Here is an 18,790-nt window from a genome sequence, read left to right as displayed (position 1 = left end):
GGCACGCAGTACCTCTTGACCACAGAGTTTGCGCGGTTTACGCCGCGTGCCTCTGTGGTTTTCACTTTTGGTACGACCAATCAACACAGAACAGAAGCAGGAAAATATGAACTCATCGGTTCCACTGACCAAATACGGCGCAGAGCTCCTCAAGGACGAGCTGCACCAGCTGAAAACCAAGGAACGCCGCATCGTCATCGACGCGATTTCCGAGGCGCGCTCGCATGGCGACCTGTCCGAGAACGCCGAGTACGACGCCGCCAAGGAGCGCCAGGCGTTCGTCGAGGGACGCATCGCCGAACTCGAAGGCAAGCTGGGCGCCGCCCAGGTGATCGACCCGACCACGCTCGACGCCGAAGGGCGCGTGGTGTTCGCCGCGACGGTCGACCTGGAAGACCTTGAGAATGGCCAGAAGGTGACCTACCAGATCGTCGGCCTCGATGAAGCCGACCTCAAACTGAGCAAGGTGTCGGTGACCTCGCCGATCGCCCGCGCCCTGATCGGCAAATACGCCGGCGACGTCGTCGAAGTGCAGGCGCCGTCCGGCCCGCGCGAATACGAAATCCTCGAAGTCAAATACATCTGATGGTCGCCGCGCGCGCGCGCCTGCTGGTTGCCGCCCTGTGGGCCGGCAGCCTGTGGACGATCGGCTACGTGGTGGCGCCGACCTTGTTTTTGACCTTGCACGACAACGTGCTGGCCGGGACCATCGTCGGCTACCTGCTGCGCACCGAAGCATGGCTGTGCATCGGCTGCGCCTTGGTGCTGCGCTTGCTGGTGATGTTCTCGCCGATGGAGAAGGAGCGCAAGCGTACCCTGTACGTGCTGATCGTGGCGATGTTGTTGTGTGCGATAGTGATTTATGTCGGGCTGCAGCCGGCGATGGCGAACCTGAAGGAGGCAGCCGGCGCGGCGGGGCTGAAGGGGACGCCGGAAGGTCGCACCTTCGGCATCGTGCACGGCGCGTCGCAGCTGGTGTACCTGGTGGAGAGTGTGCTGGCAGGTGTGCTGCTTGCAAAGATGCGCTAACTGACGGCAAAACCGGGGTCTGACCCCACTGGGTCAGACCCCGGACGCGACGGTTTTACAGGTAGCAGATTACTTGCCCAGCGCGCCTTTTTTCGGGCTCGTCTGACGCGGCTTGGCGCGCTTGATGGTGCCGCCTTCGGTGACGCGCTCATTACCCTTGATCATGACCTTGGTGACGCTCGGGCGCTTGGTGCCGCTGGCGCTTGCCTTGACGATGGTCACTTCGCGCATGCCCTTGCCGGACTTGCTGCTGCGTTCCTTGACCACTTCGACTTTCGGGCGGTAAATGACCAGCAGCTTGCCGATGTGCTGCACCGGATGGGCTTTGAGTTCTTCGCAGATGCCTTCGTACATGGCGACGCGGGCGTCGCGGTCGTCGCCGGCGACGCGCACCTTGATCAGGCCATGGGAGTCGAGGCTGGCCGCGATTTCCTTCATCACCGAGGGCGTCAGGCCCGCTTCGCCGATAATGACGACAGGCTTGAGGCCGTGGGCTTCAGCGCGCAGTGCGCTGCGCTCGACGGGTGTAAGTTTTTGCATAATATTCTAATTAATCCTTTAAAAGCAGTATTCTACGCGAATGGCAAAGAACAAATTAAACAAAAACTGGTTGCACGACCACATCAACGACCCCTACGTCAAATTGGCGCAGAAAGAGGGTTACCGTGCACGCGCCGCCTACAAACTCAAGGAGATCGACGAAAGCGAAAAGCTGATCAAGGCTGGGCAGGTGATTGTCGACCTCGGCAGTACGCCGGGCAGCTGGAGCCAGTACGCGCGCAAGAAGCTGTCGGGGCAGGAGGGCGGCGGCATCAGCGGCACCATCATCGGCCTCGACATGCTGCCGATGGAGCCGGTCGCCGACGTCCAGTTCATCCTGGGCGACTTCCGCGATGCGCGCCCGCTGCGCGAACTTCATGCGATCCTGGCCGGTCGAAAGGCCGACCTGGTGCTGTCTGACATGGCGCCGAACCTGTCGGGCATTCCGACCGCCGACGCCGCCCGCATGGAGCATCTTATCGATTTGGCAATTGAGTTTTCTCAACTTCACATGAAACCAAGTGGCGCATTGTTGGTCAAGTGCTTCAAGGATATGGGTTTCAGCCAGGTCGTCGAGAAATTCCGGGCCGAATTCAAGACCGTCAAACAGGTCAAACCGAAGGCGAGCCGGGACAAATCGTCCGAAATTTTCCTGCTTGGCCGTGGTTTGAAGAATCCAGGTGCGAAAATTCACGCCGAGGACGACGAATCCACCCTTGATATTTGACCGATCAAGCCGCACATCAGCCGGGTACGGGACCATCGTCGTCCTGGATTGGTGGCCTTTGCGCCAATCCAAAGCAGGATTTTCAGTGGTTTTTTGGGCAACGGACAGCTCGTGCGTGGCATGGGCTGCTTATTGCGAGTAAAATCGGCGTTCTAAATTCGGCATAAGATGCGCCAGCATCGAAGGAGTTTTCGTGAATAATATGTTTTCCAAATCCGCCATCTGGGTGGTCGTCGCACTGCTGTTGTTCATGCTGTTCAAGCAGTTCGACAACCACAGCGCCGCGGGCGGCAGCAAGACCATTGCTTATTCCGAGCTGCTCGATGACGTCAAGGGCAATCGCATCAAGGAAGTGGTGATCGAAGGCGCCAACATCACCGCCACGCGTACCGACGACACCAAGGTGCGCGCCACCGCCAGCATGCTCGACCGCGGCCTGGTTGGCGACCTGCGTGAGAACGGCGTGCGCTTCGACATCAAGCCTCCTGAAGAAGCATCGTTCCTGCAGCAAGTGTTCATTTCCTGGTTCCCGATGCTGCTGCTGATCGGCGTGTGGGTGTTCTTCATGCGCCAGATGCAAGGCGGCGGCAAGGGCGGCGCGTTCTCCTTCGGCAAGTCGAAGGCGCGCATGATGGACGAGACCAACAATACCGTCACCTTCGCCGACGTCGCCGGTTGCGATGAAGCGAAAGAAGAAGTCAACGAAATCGTCGACTTCCTGAAAGACCCAACCAAGTTCCAGAAGCTGGGCGGACGCATTCCGCGCGGCGTGCTGATGGTCGGCCCTCCGGGCACCGGCAAGACGCTGCTGGCGCGCGCCATTGCCGGCGAAGCGAAAGTGCCGTTCTTCTCGATCTCCGGTTCCGACTTCGTCGAGATGTTCGTCGGCGTCGGCGCCTCCCGCGTGCGCGACATGTTCGAGAACGCCAAGAAGCATTCGCCTTGCATCATCTTCATCGACGAGATCGACGCGGTCGGCCGCCACCGTGGCGCCGGCATGGGCGGCGGTAACGACGAGCGCGAACAGACGCTGAACCAGCTGCTGGTCGAGATGGACGGTTTCGAAGCGAGCTCCGGCGTCATCGTCGTCGCCGCCACCAACCGCGCCGACGTGCTCGACAAGGCGCTGCTGCGTCCGGGCCGTTTCGACCGCCAGGTGATGGTTGGCCTGCCGGACATCCGCGGTCGCGAGCAGATCCTCAACGTGCACATGCGCAAAGTGCCAATCGGCACCGACGTCAAGGCCGACATCCTGGCCCGCGGCACGCCCGGTTTTTCTGGCGCCGATCTGGCCAACCTGGTCAACGAAGCGGCCCTGTTTGCCGCCCGCCGCAGCAAGCGCCTGGTCGAGATGATCGACTTTGAAGACGCCAAGGACAAAATCTACATGGGTCCGGAGCGCAAGTCGATGGTCATGCGCGAGGAAGAGCGCCGCAACACGGCCTACCACGAGTCCGGCCACGCCGTCATCGCCAAGCTGTTGCCGAAGGCCGATCCGGTCCACAAGGTCACCATCATGCCGCGCGGCTTTGCGCTCGGCCTGACGTGGCAGCTGCCTGAGCACGACGCGCTGTCGGGCTACAAGGACAAGATGCTGGAAGAAATCTCGATCCTGTTCGGCGGCCGTATCGCCGAGGAGATCTTCGTCGGCCAGATGTCGACGGGTGCATCGAACGACTTCTCGCGCGCCACCAAGCTGGCCCGCGCCATGGTGACCCGTTTCGGCATGTCCGACAGCATGGGCGTGATGGTCTACGAGGACAGCGAAAACGAAGGCTTCTTCGGCGGCGCCACCAAGACCATTTCCGAGGCGACTCAGCAAAAGGTCGACGCCGAGATCCGCAGCATTCTCGACACGCAGTACGCGCTGTCGCGGCGCCTGCTGGAAGAAAACCGCGACAAGGTCGAAGCGATGACCCGTGCGCTGCTCGACTGGGAAACCATCGATGCCGAGCAGATCAACGACATCATGGCTGGCCACGAGCCGCGCAATCCGGCCTCGGGCAACCCGAAGCGCACGCCGCCTACGGGCGACAAGGGCGATTCGGACGGTATCTCGCCGAACGCGACGGCGCCGGCTTGATCGTTCGCACGACCCTGGAAAAGGCATCCCGCAGGATGCCTTTTTTTCGTTCCCGAATTACTTGCAGTCACTGATGCGACACTTCCTCCAATGCGGCCGCTACGGCTTCGCGCTCGGCGCCACGCCGCTGGTGATGGGCATCCTGAACGTTACCCCCGACTCGTTTTCTGACGGCGGCCGCTTCCAGTCGCTCGAATTCGCCATTTCGCGCGCCGAAGAGATGGCCGCCGACGGCGCCGACCTGATCGACGTCGGCGGCGAATCGAGCCGTCCCGGTTCGCCCGCAGTGCCGCTCGACGAAGAAATGCGGCGCGTGATGCCGGCGCTGTATGCGCTGCGCGGGCTCGGCAAGGCGCTGTCGGTCGATACCTACAAGCCGCAAGTGATGCGCGAGGCAATCATCGCCGGCGCCGACATGATCAACGACATCAACGCCTTTCGCGCCCCCGGGGCGATTGCCGCGGTGGCCGACAGCGATTGCGGACTGTGCGTAATGCATATGCAGAGCACGCCTGCTACCATGCAACAGAATCCCGACTACGGCGACGTGGTGGCCGACGTCATCGCCTTCCTGGCCGAGCGCGCCAGCGCCCTGGTCGCCGCCGGCATCGACCGCAAGCGTATCTGCGTCGACCCCGGGTTCGGCTTCGGCAAGACGGTCGAGCACAACTTCGCGTTGCTGCGGGCGACCGGCCGGATCGAACAGGAACTCGGCTTGCCGGTGCTGGCCGGCTTGTCGCGCAAGTCGATGATCGGTGCGGTCACCGGCAGGCCGGTGGGACAGCGGCTGGCCGGCAGCCTGGCAGGCGCGTTGGCGGCTGTCGCGCATGGCGCTAAAATTGTACGGGTGCATGATGTTGCAGAGACGGTTGACGCGCTGAAGATCTGGCATGCAGCCAGCATTGGTTAAATTTACATAAAGAGAAGAAAAATGGGACGCAAATATTTTGGTACCGACGGAATTCGTGGCCTGGTTGGCGTAACGCCGATCACCCCTGACTTCGTGATGCGCCTCGGCTACGCAGCCGGCAAGGTGCTGGCGAAGTCGACTGGATCGAGCGGCCGCCCGACCGTGCTGATCGGCAAGGACACACGCATATCCGGCTACATGCTCGAAGCGGCGCTGGAAGCCGGTTTCGCTGCCGCCGGCGTCGACGTCATGCTCGCCGGCCCCATGCCGACTCCGGCGATTGCCTACCTGACGCGCGCGCTGCGCCTGTCGGCCGGCGTCGTCATTTCGGCGTCGCATAACCCGTACCAGGACAACGGCATCAAGTTCTTCTCCGAGCATGGCACCAAGCTGCCCGATGCTGTAGAGCACGAGATCGAAGCGGCCATCGACCAGCCGATGGAATGCGTCGAGCCGCAAAAGCTGGGTCGCGCCAAGCGCCTGTTCGACGCCCAGGGCCGCTACATCGAGTTCTGCAAGAGCAGCTTCCCTAACGAGCTCGACCTCAAAGGCCTGAAGATCGTCGTCGACTGCGCGCACGGCGCCGCCTACCACATCGCGCCGCCCGTGTTTCACGAGCTGGGCGCGGAAGTCATCTCGATCGGCGCCACGCCGGACGGCTACAACATCAACGCCGGCTTTGGCGCGACCGCACCGCAGGCGCTGTCGGCCGCAGTGGTCGAGCACAAGGCCGACCTCGGCATCGCCCTCGACGGCGACGCCGACCGCCTGATCATGTGCGACTCGACTGGCCGCCTCTACAACGGCGACGAGTTGCTGTACGTGATGGTGCGCGACCGCATGGCGACCGGCCCGGTGGCTGGCGCGGTCGGCACGTTGATGACCAACATGGCGCTCGAAGTGGCGTTCAAGGAACTCGGCATCGGCTTCGCCCGCGCCAAGGTCGGCGACCGCTACGTACTCGAAGTGATGCAGGAAAAGGGCTGGCTGTTCGGCGGCGAAGGGTCCGGCCACCTGCTCGCGCTCGACAAGCACACCACCGGCGACGGCATCGTGTCCGCGCTGCAAGTGCTGTCCGCGCTGAAGCGCGGCGGCAAGTCGCTGGCCGAGTGCTGCGGCGAGCTGACCTTGTATCCGCAAACGCTGATCAACCTGAAAGTGGCGCCCGGTTTCGACTGGACCAAGAACGCCGCGATGGTGGCCGAGAAGGATGCGGTCGAGCGCGAGCTGGGCGACGCCGGCCGGGTGCTGATCCGGGCGTCGGGCACCGAGCCGCTGATCCGCGTGATGGTCGAAGCGAAGAACGCGCAGATGGCCGAAAGCATGGCCCGCCGCATCGCCGACAAGGTTGTGCCGGCCTAAGCAAAAAGGCCGCGCCACATTGACGGGAAGGGCGCGACGCGGTATTATGTCGTCTTCGGAGTGTGGCGCAGCCCGGTAGCGCACCTGGTTTGGGACCAGGGGGTCCAAGGTTCGAATCCTTGTACTCCGACCAAGTTTTACGAGGCGGGCTGTCACTTTGGTGATGGCCCGTTTTCTATTGCGTGTACCATTTCTGCGGTGCACCGCTTCACATACTGCCCATAGCTCAGTTGGATAGAGCATCAGCCTTCTAAGCTGAGGGTCACAGGTTCTTATTTGGGGTTTGCCTAGATGCATGTTCTAGGTTATAGTTTATACATGTGCCCGTAGCTCAGTCGGATAGAGCAACAGCCTTCTAAGCTGTGGGTCGGGGGTTCGATTCCCTCCGGGCACACTCACGAACATCCTTTAAAATCAATGACTTACGGCGTTTTTGCCTATCGTCGACGTCTTGCATTTCTTTCCTTTCCTCCAATTGCCAAATGGCGTAAGGCCGCAGTTCGGCATTGAATTAGCAGGTGCATATTGGACATCAAGAAAAAACGTCGCCAAAACGTTGCTAGGAGACATGTTTCGCTGATCAGTTTGACTAAGCATGGCAAGCGAACTTTCGAGCTGATTGGCCCTGACGGTCGCCCGATGCGGGCGTTTACGGTTTTCGCTGATTCCTTGTTGCGCGAAAAGCCGAACACTCGGAAGAGTTATTGTTCTTCGCTCGCAGACTTCTACGACTATTACTTCGAGGGGTGTCATTGTTTCGCACAGGCGGGGAAGAGTGCCGTATTGTCGAGAGGTGACCTAATGGATGTCATCGATTCCTGGCGAGAATATCTAGTGATGGGAGCAGATTCGGGGCACGAATTGGCGCGTGATGTTGATTCTTCATTGCCCTCGCCACGTGTTCTGCATGGTACTGCAGACACGAAGTATGCAGCCTTGAGTCGCTTTTTAAAACTTTCAGAGAAATGGCGGAAGGATTCGGTGGCACTTGCTAGTCTTGGGTTTAATGAGGGCGTGGCGGATCCCTTGCCACTCCTTACCGATTTCGGTCGACATGTTGCAATCGGCTCATATCAGCGTTCCGCCATCTTGAAATCGTCGGTGATTGCTGGTGTTGTGGCAGGCGGCCCCGTTTCTATCGACCAGCCACTGTTCTTGACGGTGGATAAATACGATTTCGACAGGCGAAATATTTTTCCCCACGATTCTTTCGATGAATTTTGTGGTGCTCTGTACTCAGCCCGAGATAAGTCAGTTTACTCGCTGGAGGCTGCGTGCGGCTGTCGATCCAGTGAAGCGTTGCAAATTCTCTGGGAGGACTTGGATTTTGAAAAACGCACCGTCAAATTGATCGATCCGTCCAAACGGCCAAATCACCCGAGCTATTTGAGCCTTTCTTTGGCAGAGCGGGAAAAGTTATCATGGAAGGGGCGAGCGACGGAGACTACATTCCTAATCGAGCCCTTTATTTCTCGTTTCTTTGACTATCTGGAGGAATATCACAGGAATGAGTATATTCCACACGATCGCCACGATTTTGTGTTCCAGATTTTAAAAGGGAAGACGAAGGGCGCCCCGTACTTTACAACAGGATCGAAGACACGCGAACAGGTTTTTAAGCGGGCGCGAGCCAAAATAGGCCTATCTGAATTTATAACTGGCCCCCATTCATTCAGGCATGCTTTTGCAACTTATGTTATGAATTATTGCCCTATGGCGGACGGAACATTTGGCGTTCCTTTGACGACGGTTCAATTCATGCTGGGCCACGACGATATTAAGGCAACCAAGAAGTATGCCGTGCGCGATTCCGATCTTTTGAGTTTCAACTTGCTATTTGCAAATACTGTCAAGTATAATGGATTGCACAATGTGAAACAGATCGAACTGAAGATCGCAGCTATTGACGCTGAGATACGTAAGCTCGAATCGTTAAAAGATACTTTGATGGCGTCCGATGCTGAACACGACAACAAGCTTATTGGTTAATGCTAGTGGTGACAACCTCCGAAAGCAAGTGAGGAGGGCATTATTGCATGCTTCCCGTACGCTTTTGCGAAGTTACGATATGGATGGGCTGGATTTAATGCTAGTCACGTCAAAAACGCATTTTGGTTTTGCATTTTGTAAATTTGTTGAGCTAAACCTGCTTGTCGAGAAAGCGGTTTTTGATCACGCATACCTCGAAAATGCTTTTGCTTGTTCTCAACATGACGATACAATCCCGCCGGATATGTTCAGGAGGTTCTTTCCTGCGTCAGGTTCTGAGTGGTTTGGGTACACAAAGACCTATGCTCAGAGGGTAAAGCGCGGAATTGGGCTGTTTTTGGTCTCGCTTCACACTGAAGGTGCTATAACTTTGCCATCGACTTTTAGGTGGCCAACATCGCGAACATCGCTGGAGTCGGGTATCGCTGGAAACGCGGTTTGTGAACATTCAGAATTGTTATCGTTTGTCTGTAGTGTCGAAACAATTCGATCAAACTCCCAGAGTCAGGAATTTTCTGCATTGAGAAATGCAAAACGAGCAGAATGGTTTCTGACTTATGGAAGGAAGGTGCTGCTTGCTACTGGTTGGAATAAGCCAGAAGAAGCTAACTATTCCGACCTGTTTGAAGTTTTCAAGGCGCAAGACGAGAGCCGTGGCGCAATTTCTAATGTATCTGTCTTTAAGGAGTTTGCTGAAGTTGTTGGAAGGAAGTTTCGCGACCGGGTACCAAAAGGATTCGGAGTGCCAGGGGCATGGGATGAACTTCTCGATGCTCACCGTGCGCAACAGGTTTTCGAGAAGAATTCAGTTGGGGTGCTTAGTATTCATTTGGATATTTTGGTGGATGGGAATCGTATTGGTGCGAAGCTTACGAGCGAGGAAGCGTTCAATCAACTTCTGAACTCTCCGGCAGCCTCGTGCAATACGGAGAAATTGAGGCAATACATTTGCTCCTTGAGCGAGCCGAACCATTTATCCATCAGTCTAGAAAAATGGTTGGATTTGCAGCGAATTTACATGAAAAATGTGAAGCGCGAAAACTACAAGACCATGGAGGCCGTGTTCGGACATTTCAATCTATATTTGTACGTGTATGTAGTTGCCTGGTTTAAGGAAAATCCGTCCACACGGCTCCAGTTTCCTGTCAGCCCTGATCTGCTTGTGGGGACCGTTTTCGTTTCACGTCTAATTGAGTCCGGTGCTCTCCCACGAACGTTCATGGATTATATGAATGCTCGCTCAATTCATGCAGAATGGGAGGGTAATTCGTTTTATGGCCTCTTGAAGCAATTAGAGCTTTTCTTTGCGTATATCGAGAAAAATGCGCGCAAACTGGAAAATTGTACAAAATTTGCACAGCCGTTAAGTTCGGATGATTTTCCTGCTTCAACTTCTTTAAGCAGGACAAGCAAAATTCCTGTAAAGCGACGACATCTTGGAATTTTCATTGCGTATGCACACGCGGTGAAGAATTACATTGATTCGGTCACGAAAGGCATCGTTGATGGGCACGTTTCCATTGAGCGGATACAGAAATTCCGACATTCCTTCAAGGGGGATTCCGTCATAGACTGTTCCGAAAATCAGGATATCGCTGGTCTGCCATTGGCATCTATTAATGGCAAATTTATTGCTCTTGAGTACATTCCGGCGGTCTTGCGTTTTGACTGGAAGCGACATATTGATGGTCGATATTTGTTGATTCCTCATCCGCACACGGTTAACCAGATTATCGTCGCGCTATACTCCGGCATTCGACACAATCACATTCAGTGGTTGGACGCGGAAAAATTCGATCGTTTTGTGACGGATGATGTGTTCCCGGAATTATTTGTGAACACTGATAAAAAGATGAAGAAGCCGTGGCGCCCCCGTGTCAACCCAGAAGTTATTTCTGTCCTCAGCGATCAACTGGCTTGGCGCAAGATGATCAATGAGCCGAAGTTTTCGGAGAAACAGTTTTATAATGACAATAAGGACACGTCATATCCGAAATTTCTTCCATTATTCGCATCCACCAATTCAGGGTTGCCACACCCAGACTCTGCCTATTCTGCTACTTGGACAAAGTTGTTGACGGGCTTTCAAGGCTTTCTTCTGAGCGTTTTGGATCCCGCGACTGAGAAAATGCCCGTGTTGATTAAATTACGCCCAGCCGGGGTCGATTTTTATGACATTAGCCCGCAGTGGAAATTTGATACCTATGCTACTTCTACTGAGCCATTGATCCCGTTAAAGATCGTTTCTGAAATAACTCCGCACAGTGCACGAGTTGGCGTCGTAAGCGACCTCATCCATTATTTGCCGGCCGACATGATTGGTTCAAAAATTACCGGTCAGACTGAGCGTGTTGTTCATTATTATGTCCATGTGGACGCTGAGGAAACCGCTGACCAAGCTCTGTATCAGGGTCTGGATTTGCGTCGTCGCGCTTTGCGTGGCGAGTTCGAAGTTGACGTGAGCGGTACGGCAGGAGTCTCGAGTATGAATATTAAGGCCGATGCAGTGAATTCAAACCTAGCCAAAAGCATGCGCCGAAATGTGCAAGAAACGATCGCACGCTACGGGTGCATCAGCTTGGTCGATTCTGACGGTGAGAGTGGGATCGACTACTTGACCGAGCGTGGTATCGGACAGGCTGCGTTTAATACTACGGAGATTTGCCCTTACTCCAATAACTGCCCTCCCGAATTAATAAAGCAGTTGAAGGGGTTCAGACGTTGTTCTATTTGTCCATACGCTGTACGATCCATTGATCACTTGCCTGCAATTTGCGCCCAGAAGAAATGTGCTGTCGAGAATCTTGTAGCACTCGACAGGCGCATGGAGGCAGGGGAGAGAAATGGTTCTTTATCGGCCGATGCATTGGACGTGTTGGAAGGTGAACGATGTCGTCTTGCTGAGGAGATAGCGGGCTGGGAGCTATGTGAAGAAGTTCTGGAACAGGCACGCCAGCGAATAGCCGGCGGGCATGATACCCGTCGTTGGGTTGTCGAGAAACCGGAAATACTACTTCAGCATTTTGAACGTGTTGAACTGGACGGCGCGGAGCCGCATTATCTATTATCACGCCTGTTGGAATCAAATTCGTACCCCGGTTTTCAAAGTCCTCTCATCTCACTAAAATTCGATGCTCTGAGGCGTCGAATCCTGTCCAAAGCATCCACATCACTTGATGAAGTGTTGAGCTTGGATGTGCCATCAGACCCGGCGGCTGAATGTATGGGAGTCATTCGCAGTCTGGTCGCATCTCGTAAATTGAGTACCGAGGATGTTGTTTCGATCCTGTCGTCGGAGACCCACCTTCTAACGGTCCCTCGCCGCAATGTGTTAAGAATTGCACATGAGTAGGCCCAAGAAGCCAGCGAACACTTTTGGTCCTCATCAGGAAGCGAACCAAGCGCATCGGTGTCGGTTAATAGGCGATTCCTTGCTAGTGCTTAAGAACAGCAATTTGCGGTTTGACCATGTGACCTATTTAGCCAGATTCTTGGCTCAGCGTATCTCTGAGATAGAGGGAACGACGCTCGTCTCGACGACACTGCTTCGTAACCCGCGTTACAGGGTACTGTTGCAGCACTCGTATGATCTTGAGCTCAAGACTGGTGCGAAGGGCGAAGCTCCGAGGTCGAGCAAGATCGGCAATCCAGTCGAAACTCGACAATTGCAGATCGAGAATTCGAATTTGAAGCAGGAGAATACTCGTTTAAAGGCTAGGTTAACCGAGCTGGGATCCTCTGGCGCGCTGGGGGCAAACGCTGTCGCTTTGTCGCATGAGGCAATGCGCCCGTTCGAACATGACTTCATACAGACGTGCCAATCCCTTGAGAAAGTGATGGAGGCGCTCGGTGATTATGTCGCTGTCGATTCCGGTGGAAGCATTGTCGATTCGTCGAAGCGAGTGAACAATTTAATAGTAGAGCCATGGCTCGTGGCGCCGTTCCTCAAGTGGCGAAAAACGAGAGGTGGCACATAGATTTTGGGGTTTTTACGCAAGCGCACCGTGGCGTTCGAGATGCTAGCCACTGGGCTTGAGCACAGAAAAATGGAATTAAGCAAATGGCAAATGGACAGCAACTAGCTGAACAAAATTTTCGCATCTTTACGGCTTGGCTGGCCAGCCGCTCCGACGAAGATTTCAAGCAGTTGGTGACACGAGGAAGCCTGTCGCGAAAAGAGATCGCTGCGCAATGCGGTTTTGCCATCAGTGCACTAAATCAGAATCCACGTGTCAAGGCGGCCCTTTCGGCGAAGGAGACCCTCCTTCGGGAGGTCGGCATATTGCCCGCTATCGCGGACAGTGAGATGGCTGTTGCCGAAGGTGCCACGCCCGTGATGCGCGAGGTCGGTGCCGCAGGTCGCGCTTTTGAAGTTGAACGTCTTCGCCGCCTCGAGCAGGAGAATGCAAGCCTTAAGGCGGAGAACGGCCAACTCAAGCGAGAATTAGAGCGCTTCGCGGTGCTCCGAGAAGTCCTTGCTGAAACCGGACGGCTTCCTCGATGATTCCTTCCATCTTAGTTCGAGTCCAGTCTGTCCGAAGCCAGAATCCGAACGGTCTCGGTGGGTGCATCTTCACAGGCATTGAGATTAGTGAAATCGGCGACGTCGTTGATGCGAAAAGTTATTTCGTGATCAAGGCGACAGGTTGGCAGCTTGGCGATTGCCAGGTTCAAACGGGGCAGTGGTGGCGGGTGAGCGGCGAGGAAGAGATTTTTGAACGTTCGGTGAACGGTTACCGCATTCACGAACGGCAGTTAAATGCGACCCAGATTTCGCTCGCGAGGCTGTCGGGCGAACACGTTGTGACCTTCATGGCCGAATGCGGGGATTTTCAAGGTATCGGAATGGTCAAGGCTAGGAAGCTTTGGGCCACTTTCGGTGAAGACCTATACCGACTTCTTGACAACGGCGAGATCGGTCCCCTCAGTAAGGTCTTAACGGTGGACGGCGCCAAGCAAATCGTTAACGCGTGGTCGCTCCAAGGCAAAACACAAACGCTTCAGTGGCTACAGAACAGCGAGATCGACGTGCGAGTCGGGCGCAAGCTCATTGCCTACTTTGGGGCGGACGCGCAATCAAAGCTTACGGAAGATCCCTATCGGCTCCTCTCCTTCGCCGCGACCTGGAAGCAGGTGGATGCGCTTGCACGCGGCCATTTCAAGGTCGCGGACGATGATCCCCGGCGGCTTCAAGGAGCGATCGAGGAGGCCCTGTACCGCGTTTTGGGGGATGGGCATACACGAGCCCATAGATTTCACATCGTTTTACGCCTAGGGCGTCTTTTAGGCCGTCCTTGCGATTACCTAGCACGCGATGCACTCGAGAGTGGACTCTCGAATGGCAGCTTCGTAGTCGGAAAGGATGGAAGTTTCCATCCGATTGGCGCCTGGGTGATGGAGACATCGGTCGCCCGTGCCCTGAAATCGCGGCTATCCGATCCCAACAAGTTCACCTGTCTGCATCCCGCTCATATTGACAGTATCTTGGCTGACTATGAATTGAATGAGCGAATAACGCTGAACGATGAGCAGCGGCTGGCAGTCCATGTGGCTGCAGCCAACGCTGTATCACTGATCATTGGCGGCGCTGGCGTGGGAAAGACGACTGTGCTCAAGGCGTTGTACAGGGTGTTCGATGAGACGCGGACTCAGATCTTCCAGATGGCACTTGCTGGCCGCGCTGCAAAGCGAATGCTTGAGGCCACTGGACGCCCTGCGTCGACCATTGCGAGCTTTCTCAAAGCGGTCAAGGAGGGGGAACTGGCCGGCCGCTGTGTAATCGTCGTCGATGAAGCGTCGATGGTCGATATCATCACGATGAACCGGCTTTGCGAGATGCTTCCGGATCACGTAAGAATTGTGCTAGCTGGCGATACAGCACAGCTCATGCCAGTTGGGCCAGGTCTCGTGTTGCACGCCATGGCCAGAATTCCACAAATCCCTAAGGTAGAGCTCAAAGTTGTAAAACGATACGGCAGCGCGATTGCGCTGGCGGCTCAGGCGGTGCGAGGAGGCGTCTGGCCGGCGTTCAGCGACAACCGCCATTCGCCCATATCCTTCATAACTTGCAGACCGAAGGCCATCGCCGAAGTGGTCGTCAAACTTTTTGCTGCCGATATGGAAAACACGCAGATTCTGTCGCCTCGGCGGAGTAGTTTGGACGGAACCGAGGCAATCAACGCGTTGGTCCAAAGCAAATTTACACGCGCCGCTCGGCCTCTCCTAGTATATTCCGAAGAGTTTCAGTTAATGGCTGGCACTGGGTTTTATCTCGGCGATAAAATACTTTGCACCAGAAATCTTTGGGAATGGGGTTTGCAAAATGGCTCCTTGGGGCGCTTGATCGAGATTGAAGATGCACCACGGCGGCTGACCAATGCCGATGGGGTAGAGATTGGCCACGCCATCGGCTGGGTGCTGTGGGACGATGGTGAGCACCGCCCCATCCTTGAGTCCATGCTCGATGATTTAGAGCTGGGCAACGCCATCACTGTGCACAAAGCACAGGGTTCGCAGTGGCCACGGCTGATTGTTGTGCTGACCGGCAGCAAGATGCTGGACAGGACGCTGATCTACACGGCCATGACACGAGCGCAGCAACAAGTCATTCTCATCGGTGATCCAGTTGCAGCTCGAAGTGCTGTCGAGAGCCTTCCTCGCGCCGACACGCGTATGGTCGGCTTGGACATGCTGCTTCAGGAACATCTGGGCGACATTCGAACCAACGAGGAATCGGTGCCCTATGGGCATCCAGCGGTGCCAGTAAGGGCGGTATTATATTAGAACGCCGTGTGCTGGCGCCGACCGAAAATTGACTCACCTATAGGCCTCGTGCCGACCGAAAACTGACCCAGGTGTTCTACTACTCCTGCCTAATCATTGGCGGGAAAATTAATAGGTGATCACCATGGAAATGTTAGGCAAAGTACGACGGATGCACCTGCGCGACAAGCTGTCGCTGCACGAAATCTCAAAGCGCACCGGGCTTGTCCCGCAATACGCTGCCAAATGGCTGCGGAAGCCGGAAACCGATCTGGTTGCGCCGCCTCGTTACGTGCGCGGCAGCATGCCCAACCAACTGATGCCCTTCCACGCCACACTGGAACAGGCCCTCAAGACCGATGCTCACGCATCAAGCAGAACCGCCGTACATCCAAAGCGCTGTTTGAGCAGATCAAGGCCGACGGCTACGCTGGCAGCTATAGCCGCGTCACTGATTTCACCCGCGAATGGCGCGGCCGGGAAGGCAATGCCCCACGTGCCTTCGTCCCGCTCAGTTTCGAGCATTGGCGAGGTCTTTCAGTTCGACTGGAGCGAGAAAGACTGGTCGTGGGTGGCATCTACCGACGCATGCAGGTATCGCACCTGAAGCCTGTGCGCCAGCGGCGCCTTCTGGTTGGTTGCCTATCCCAGCCAAGGTTACGAGATGCTGTTCGACGCCCACACCCGTTCGTTCGCTGCGCTGGGCGGTGTGCCACGCGGGGGCATCTACGACAACATGAAAACGGCGGTGGACAAGGTCAACACTTACAAGAACGTCCATTTCGTGCCAGCGCCAACAATGCAGTCCCGTTATAGCGGCAAGGTATATATTTCTTCGCTATCAGTTGGCTTGAGGGATGAGGAACAGTGCTAATTCGATAAGGTAAATAACCTGGCGAATAACTACTAATTCGTCCCTCAGGCTCAGGAGATCGGCGGATCACTACTATTTTTTGCCCGCTGGCGTCACTAAATCGGCGAATCACTACTAGGTTTACCTGCTGGCGTCAGTAAATCGGCGAATCACTACTAGTTTTTAGACGAGTCCTAGCGATCGGTGAATGACTACTAGTTTTTGGCTCATTCGACCCATCGGGTTGGTCCCCCCGGCAACGGTCACACTTTTGCCACTGACATGTCTCTCGCGTCCAACATATAGACGGGGCGGTGAGCCAGTTCGCATCCAACCGTCCAACAAACACGTGCCCTTGCATCAGGGTTTTGAGCGTGAGACACCCTGCACGCGCGAGACAATGGTCGGGGGATCACGTGTCTTATAAACAGAATGGCAAGTCTCGTGTGAGACTCGCCTCGGCTCGATCGTCGTTTGAATAGTTACGGTTTGCTTGCGCTAAACGCCGCCATTACAGCGGGAAGTGTCAGCAGCTCCACGCCATCGAGAAAGCCTGTATTCTCAACGACGTTGTATCCGATTAACCGGATATTTTCCCCATCAGAAAGCACCAAATCGTGCCCCCGCTGTTCAACCGTTTGCGTATGCACGCTCTTGCTGTAGCTGCCGCCGCCGCCCCAACCAATTCCGAAAAGTTTCGCCGATGCTGAGCCGCCCGCCGAAAAATCTGATTTGTAATCGTGCTTCCAATCCTGCAAAGAATGAAATTCGAGCCGAAATCCGCGTGCCACAATGATATGCGAGGGCAAAAAACGGAGCGTACCCTTCTCCCCAAGGAACCGCTCAAAAACCCGTCGGTTTGGCGCTAGAAGTGGATGATTAAAAAGACCAGGCACAAACCAAGCAGACATGTCCAGCTGAAGCGCCTGAAGAGACTTCGCACCGACGGTGATGGACTGTGTGTGCTTGAAGTCGTCCTGAATCGCTTCGTGACTGGAAGCATTAGCACTAAACGAAACTGGTCCCCATCCCCCGCTGCCCGATACGTTCCAATCCGTTGTAATGGATGAGTTCGCTTGACTGAGTCTCGCGACGGTATCAGTGAATCCGCCGATGTCCTTAGTAGAAATTGTGTCGATGGTAGGCAAAACTCGCGTAATTTGACGGTTTGCAAAAGCAGCCGAGTCATTGTCCGCAAGCCGAGCGAAATAAACCGGATTAAATTTCGCTTGTTCCTCGGCGTATAAGCGGTCCTCATAACGCGGATATCTAGTGCGCGACGCTGGACTAGAAAACTTTGCAAAAGCGTCTACGACCTGTTGATGCGAAGGGTCGGCATATTTACGAATGCGGAGCCCCTCAATGAGTGCTTGATTCCGGTGCATGTCTCGTTCTGACTGATATATCTCAGTGCTATCAGGCTGCCCATCGAGCCAATGCTGTAACGAGACTAAATCGCCACGCGGCGTCATCGTCGAATCAGCATAGATCTTCCAATTCAGAAAAAGCCTTTGTCGCAAAATGTTAACGTGACTTTGAAGATTATTGTTTGCGGTAACATACTTGTCTATCAATGCCAACGTTGCCGGATCGAGCTCTTTTACCTCGATCAAAGCCAATAATTCTGATATAAATGCATAATATTCGACAGATAGTAGCGCAAGCGGATTTGTTAGAAGCAAATTTGAAACCGGCACCGGGGCAATTGTCATGTCTCCGTACTGCCCAATGTTGCCGAACGAATAGTACGGATATTCGTTGTTAATATCAAAAGGGACCGCTGTGGCTTGAATTTGCAAATATGAATTTGCGCCAAGTTCACCCATTCCTTTCTTAACAATACTATAGAAATGATCCAGGGTGAGTCCATAGTCCTTCAAGACGTCTACTTCAGTAATAGCCATTTTATTCAGCTCCTTAAGTTGAATTTAACGCCACATTTACGCACCGATTGTAAGGCTCCGGCACTCCGTCCTCAGTGGGGTACGGCAGACTACTTTCCCCTTTCCAAGATATTTCAAATTTATGATACTGTAACCCAAGCGAATTTCTAAAAAATTTGCCCACGGTTCGAGCTCTATTTTTTGACAACTTTAAATTATAACTTGCGGATCCCGTTCTATCTGCGTATCCGACAATTGATATAACGCCCTTCCGAGCTTTACGAAAATCCTGCAAAAGATCATTTAGAACTGTGGTCGCTTCTGAAGTAAGAAAATACGAGTCATTAGTAAAAAAAACATGACACGGCTGCTGCGGCGGTAGAGCTTGCGCGCGAACAGTTATGGTGAATAATAATATGGCGATAAGAAGCCGAGTAAAATGTACACGACGACTGGCCTCAAGCATGCTCCCTCCCCATTACAGACCACGATATCGCGTAGACCCGCGAACGCATTCCACACCGGTCAATTTCCCTAACATAACTCGTAGCGGCAATCACCGCATGGTTGCGAGGCCGCAGCTGCCCTGGTCGTTAATTCCGGCGGCGAAACTCCTATACGATGAAGATTCACAACTCACTGGTCGAATTGG

General features: G+C 54.9%; 14 protein-coding genes, 2 tRNA genes and 1 pseudogene. 14 read left to right on the top strand and 3 right to left on the bottom strand.

Translation table 11 applies throughout. From position 1 onward, the window contains the following. Positions 1–106 precede the first annotated feature (106 nt). Together greA and ACP7DD_RS14850 are read left to right on the top strand one after the other, a co-directional pair. Positions 107–586 (top strand): transcription elongation factor GreA, encoded by a 480-nt coding sequence (greA, locus tag ACP7DD_RS14855; RefSeq protein ID WP_426175599.1) that lies wholly within the window; start codon positions 107–109, stop codon positions 584–586. After that, complete coding sequence (locus ACP7DD_RS14850) at positions 586–1,029, top strand: DUF4149 domain-containing protein (protein ID WP_426175598.1); 444 nt, start codon at positions 586–588, stop codon at positions 1,027–1,029. The genes greA and ACP7DD_RS14850 overlap by 1 nt, the downstream gene beginning before the upstream one ends. Positions 1,030–1,098: 69 nt before the next feature. Here the strand turns inward: ACP7DD_RS14850 and ACP7DD_RS14845 are convergent, their stop codons facing one another. Next, positions 1,099–1,569 carry a YhbY family RNA-binding protein gene (locus ACP7DD_RS14845; RefSeq protein ID WP_099791468.1) on the bottom strand — a complete coding sequence of 157 codons (471 nt, stop codon included), beginning with the start codon at positions 1,567–1,569 and terminating at the stop codon, positions 1,099–1,101. 40 nt (positions 1,570–1,609) lie between these two features. Here ACP7DD_RS14845 and ACP7DD_RS14840 point away from each other — a divergent pair, with 40 nt between their 5' ends. From ACP7DD_RS14840 to istA, 12 genes and pseudogenes are all read left to right on the top strand, one after another. Next, the gene (locus ACP7DD_RS14840; RefSeq protein WP_426175597.1) at positions 1,610–2,296 is read left to right on the top strand and encodes an RlmE family RNA methyltransferase; all 687 of its coding nucleotides are present in this window, start codon (positions 1,610–1,612) and stop codon (positions 2,294–2,296) included. Between the two features lie 193 nt (positions 2,297–2,489). Then, positions 2,490–4,379, top strand: a complete 1,890-nt coding sequence (ftsH, locus tag ACP7DD_RS14835) for an ATP-dependent zinc metalloprotease FtsH (protein WP_426175596.1) — start codon at positions 2,490–2,492, stop codon at positions 4,377–4,379. Positions 4,380–4,452: 73 nt separating this feature from the next. Further along, positions 4,453–5,289, top strand: coding sequence for a dihydropteroate synthase (gene folP / locus ACP7DD_RS14830; RefSeq protein WP_426175595.1), 837 nt, complete (start codon positions 4,453–4,455; stop codon positions 5,287–5,289). 21 nt (positions 5,290–5,310) lie between these two features. Continuing rightward, the gene (gene glmM, locus ACP7DD_RS14825) at positions 5,311–6,651 is read left to right on the top strand and encodes a phosphoglucosamine mutase (protein ID WP_426175594.1); all 1,341 of its coding nucleotides are present in this window, start codon (positions 5,311–5,313) and stop codon (positions 6,649–6,651) included. A gap of 56 nt (positions 6,652–6,707) precedes the next feature. Continuing rightward, positions 6,708–6,784 (top strand) — tRNA-Pro (locus ACP7DD_RS14820). 187 nt (positions 6,785–6,971) lie between these two features. Further along, positions 6,972–7,045, top strand: a tRNA-Arg gene (locus tag ACP7DD_RS14815). Between the two features lie 131 nt (positions 7,046–7,176). Beyond that, a complete protein-coding gene (locus ACP7DD_RS14810) occupies positions 7,177–8,640 on the top strand; it encodes a tyrosine-type recombinase/integrase (protein ID WP_426175593.1) in 1,464 nt (487 codons plus the stop codon). Then, positions 8,609–11,992 (top strand): hypothetical protein, encoded by a 3,384-nt coding sequence (locus tag ACP7DD_RS14805; RefSeq protein ID WP_426175592.1) that lies wholly within the window; start codon positions 8,609–8,611, stop codon positions 11,990–11,992. Before ACP7DD_RS14810 ends, ACP7DD_RS14805 begins: the two co-directional genes overlap by 32 nt. A 79-nt stretch (positions 11,993–12,071) precedes the next feature. After that, positions 12,072–12,617: a hypothetical protein gene (locus tag ACP7DD_RS14800; RefSeq protein WP_426175591.1), complete on the top strand. Its 546-nt coding sequence runs from the start codon at positions 12,072–12,074 to the stop codon at positions 12,615–12,617. Positions 12,618–12,700: 83 nt separating this feature from the next. Beyond that, positions 12,701–13,144, top strand: coding sequence for a VPA1267 family protein (locus ACP7DD_RS14795; RefSeq protein ID WP_426175590.1), 444 nt, complete (start codon positions 12,701–12,703; stop codon positions 13,142–13,144). Then, positions 13,141–15,423, top strand: coding sequence for an ATP-dependent DNA helicase (locus ACP7DD_RS14790; protein WP_426175589.1), 2,283 nt, complete (start codon positions 13,141–13,143; stop codon positions 15,421–15,423). Before ACP7DD_RS14795 ends, ACP7DD_RS14790 begins: the two co-directional genes overlap by 4 nt. Positions 15,424–15,547: 124 nt before the next feature. Then, positions 15,548–16,174: pseudogene (gene istA / locus ACP7DD_RS14785) on the top strand (IS21 family transposase); the annotation flags it as partial. A 563-nt stretch (positions 16,175–16,737) separates the two neighbouring features. Here the strand turns inward: istA and ACP7DD_RS14780 are convergent. Next, positions 16,738–18,159 (bottom strand): hypothetical protein, encoded by a 1,422-nt coding sequence (locus ACP7DD_RS14780; protein ID WP_426175588.1) that lies wholly within the window; start codon positions 18,157–18,159, stop codon positions 16,738–16,740. 13 nt (positions 18,160–18,172) lie between these two features. Then, positions 18,173–18,604, bottom strand: coding sequence for an OmpA family protein (locus ACP7DD_RS14775; protein ID WP_426175587.1), 432 nt, complete (start codon positions 18,602–18,604; stop codon positions 18,173–18,175). Between the last annotated feature and the right edge of the window lie 186 nt (positions 18,605–18,790).

The organism is Massilia sp. TWR1-2-2 (assembly GCF_049897565.1).
In the GTDB taxonomy this organism is placed as follows: Bacteria; Pseudomonadota; Gammaproteobacteria; order Burkholderiales; family Burkholderiaceae_D; genus JAFCUW01.
This window is presented reverse-complemented; position numbering and strand designations above follow the sequence as displayed.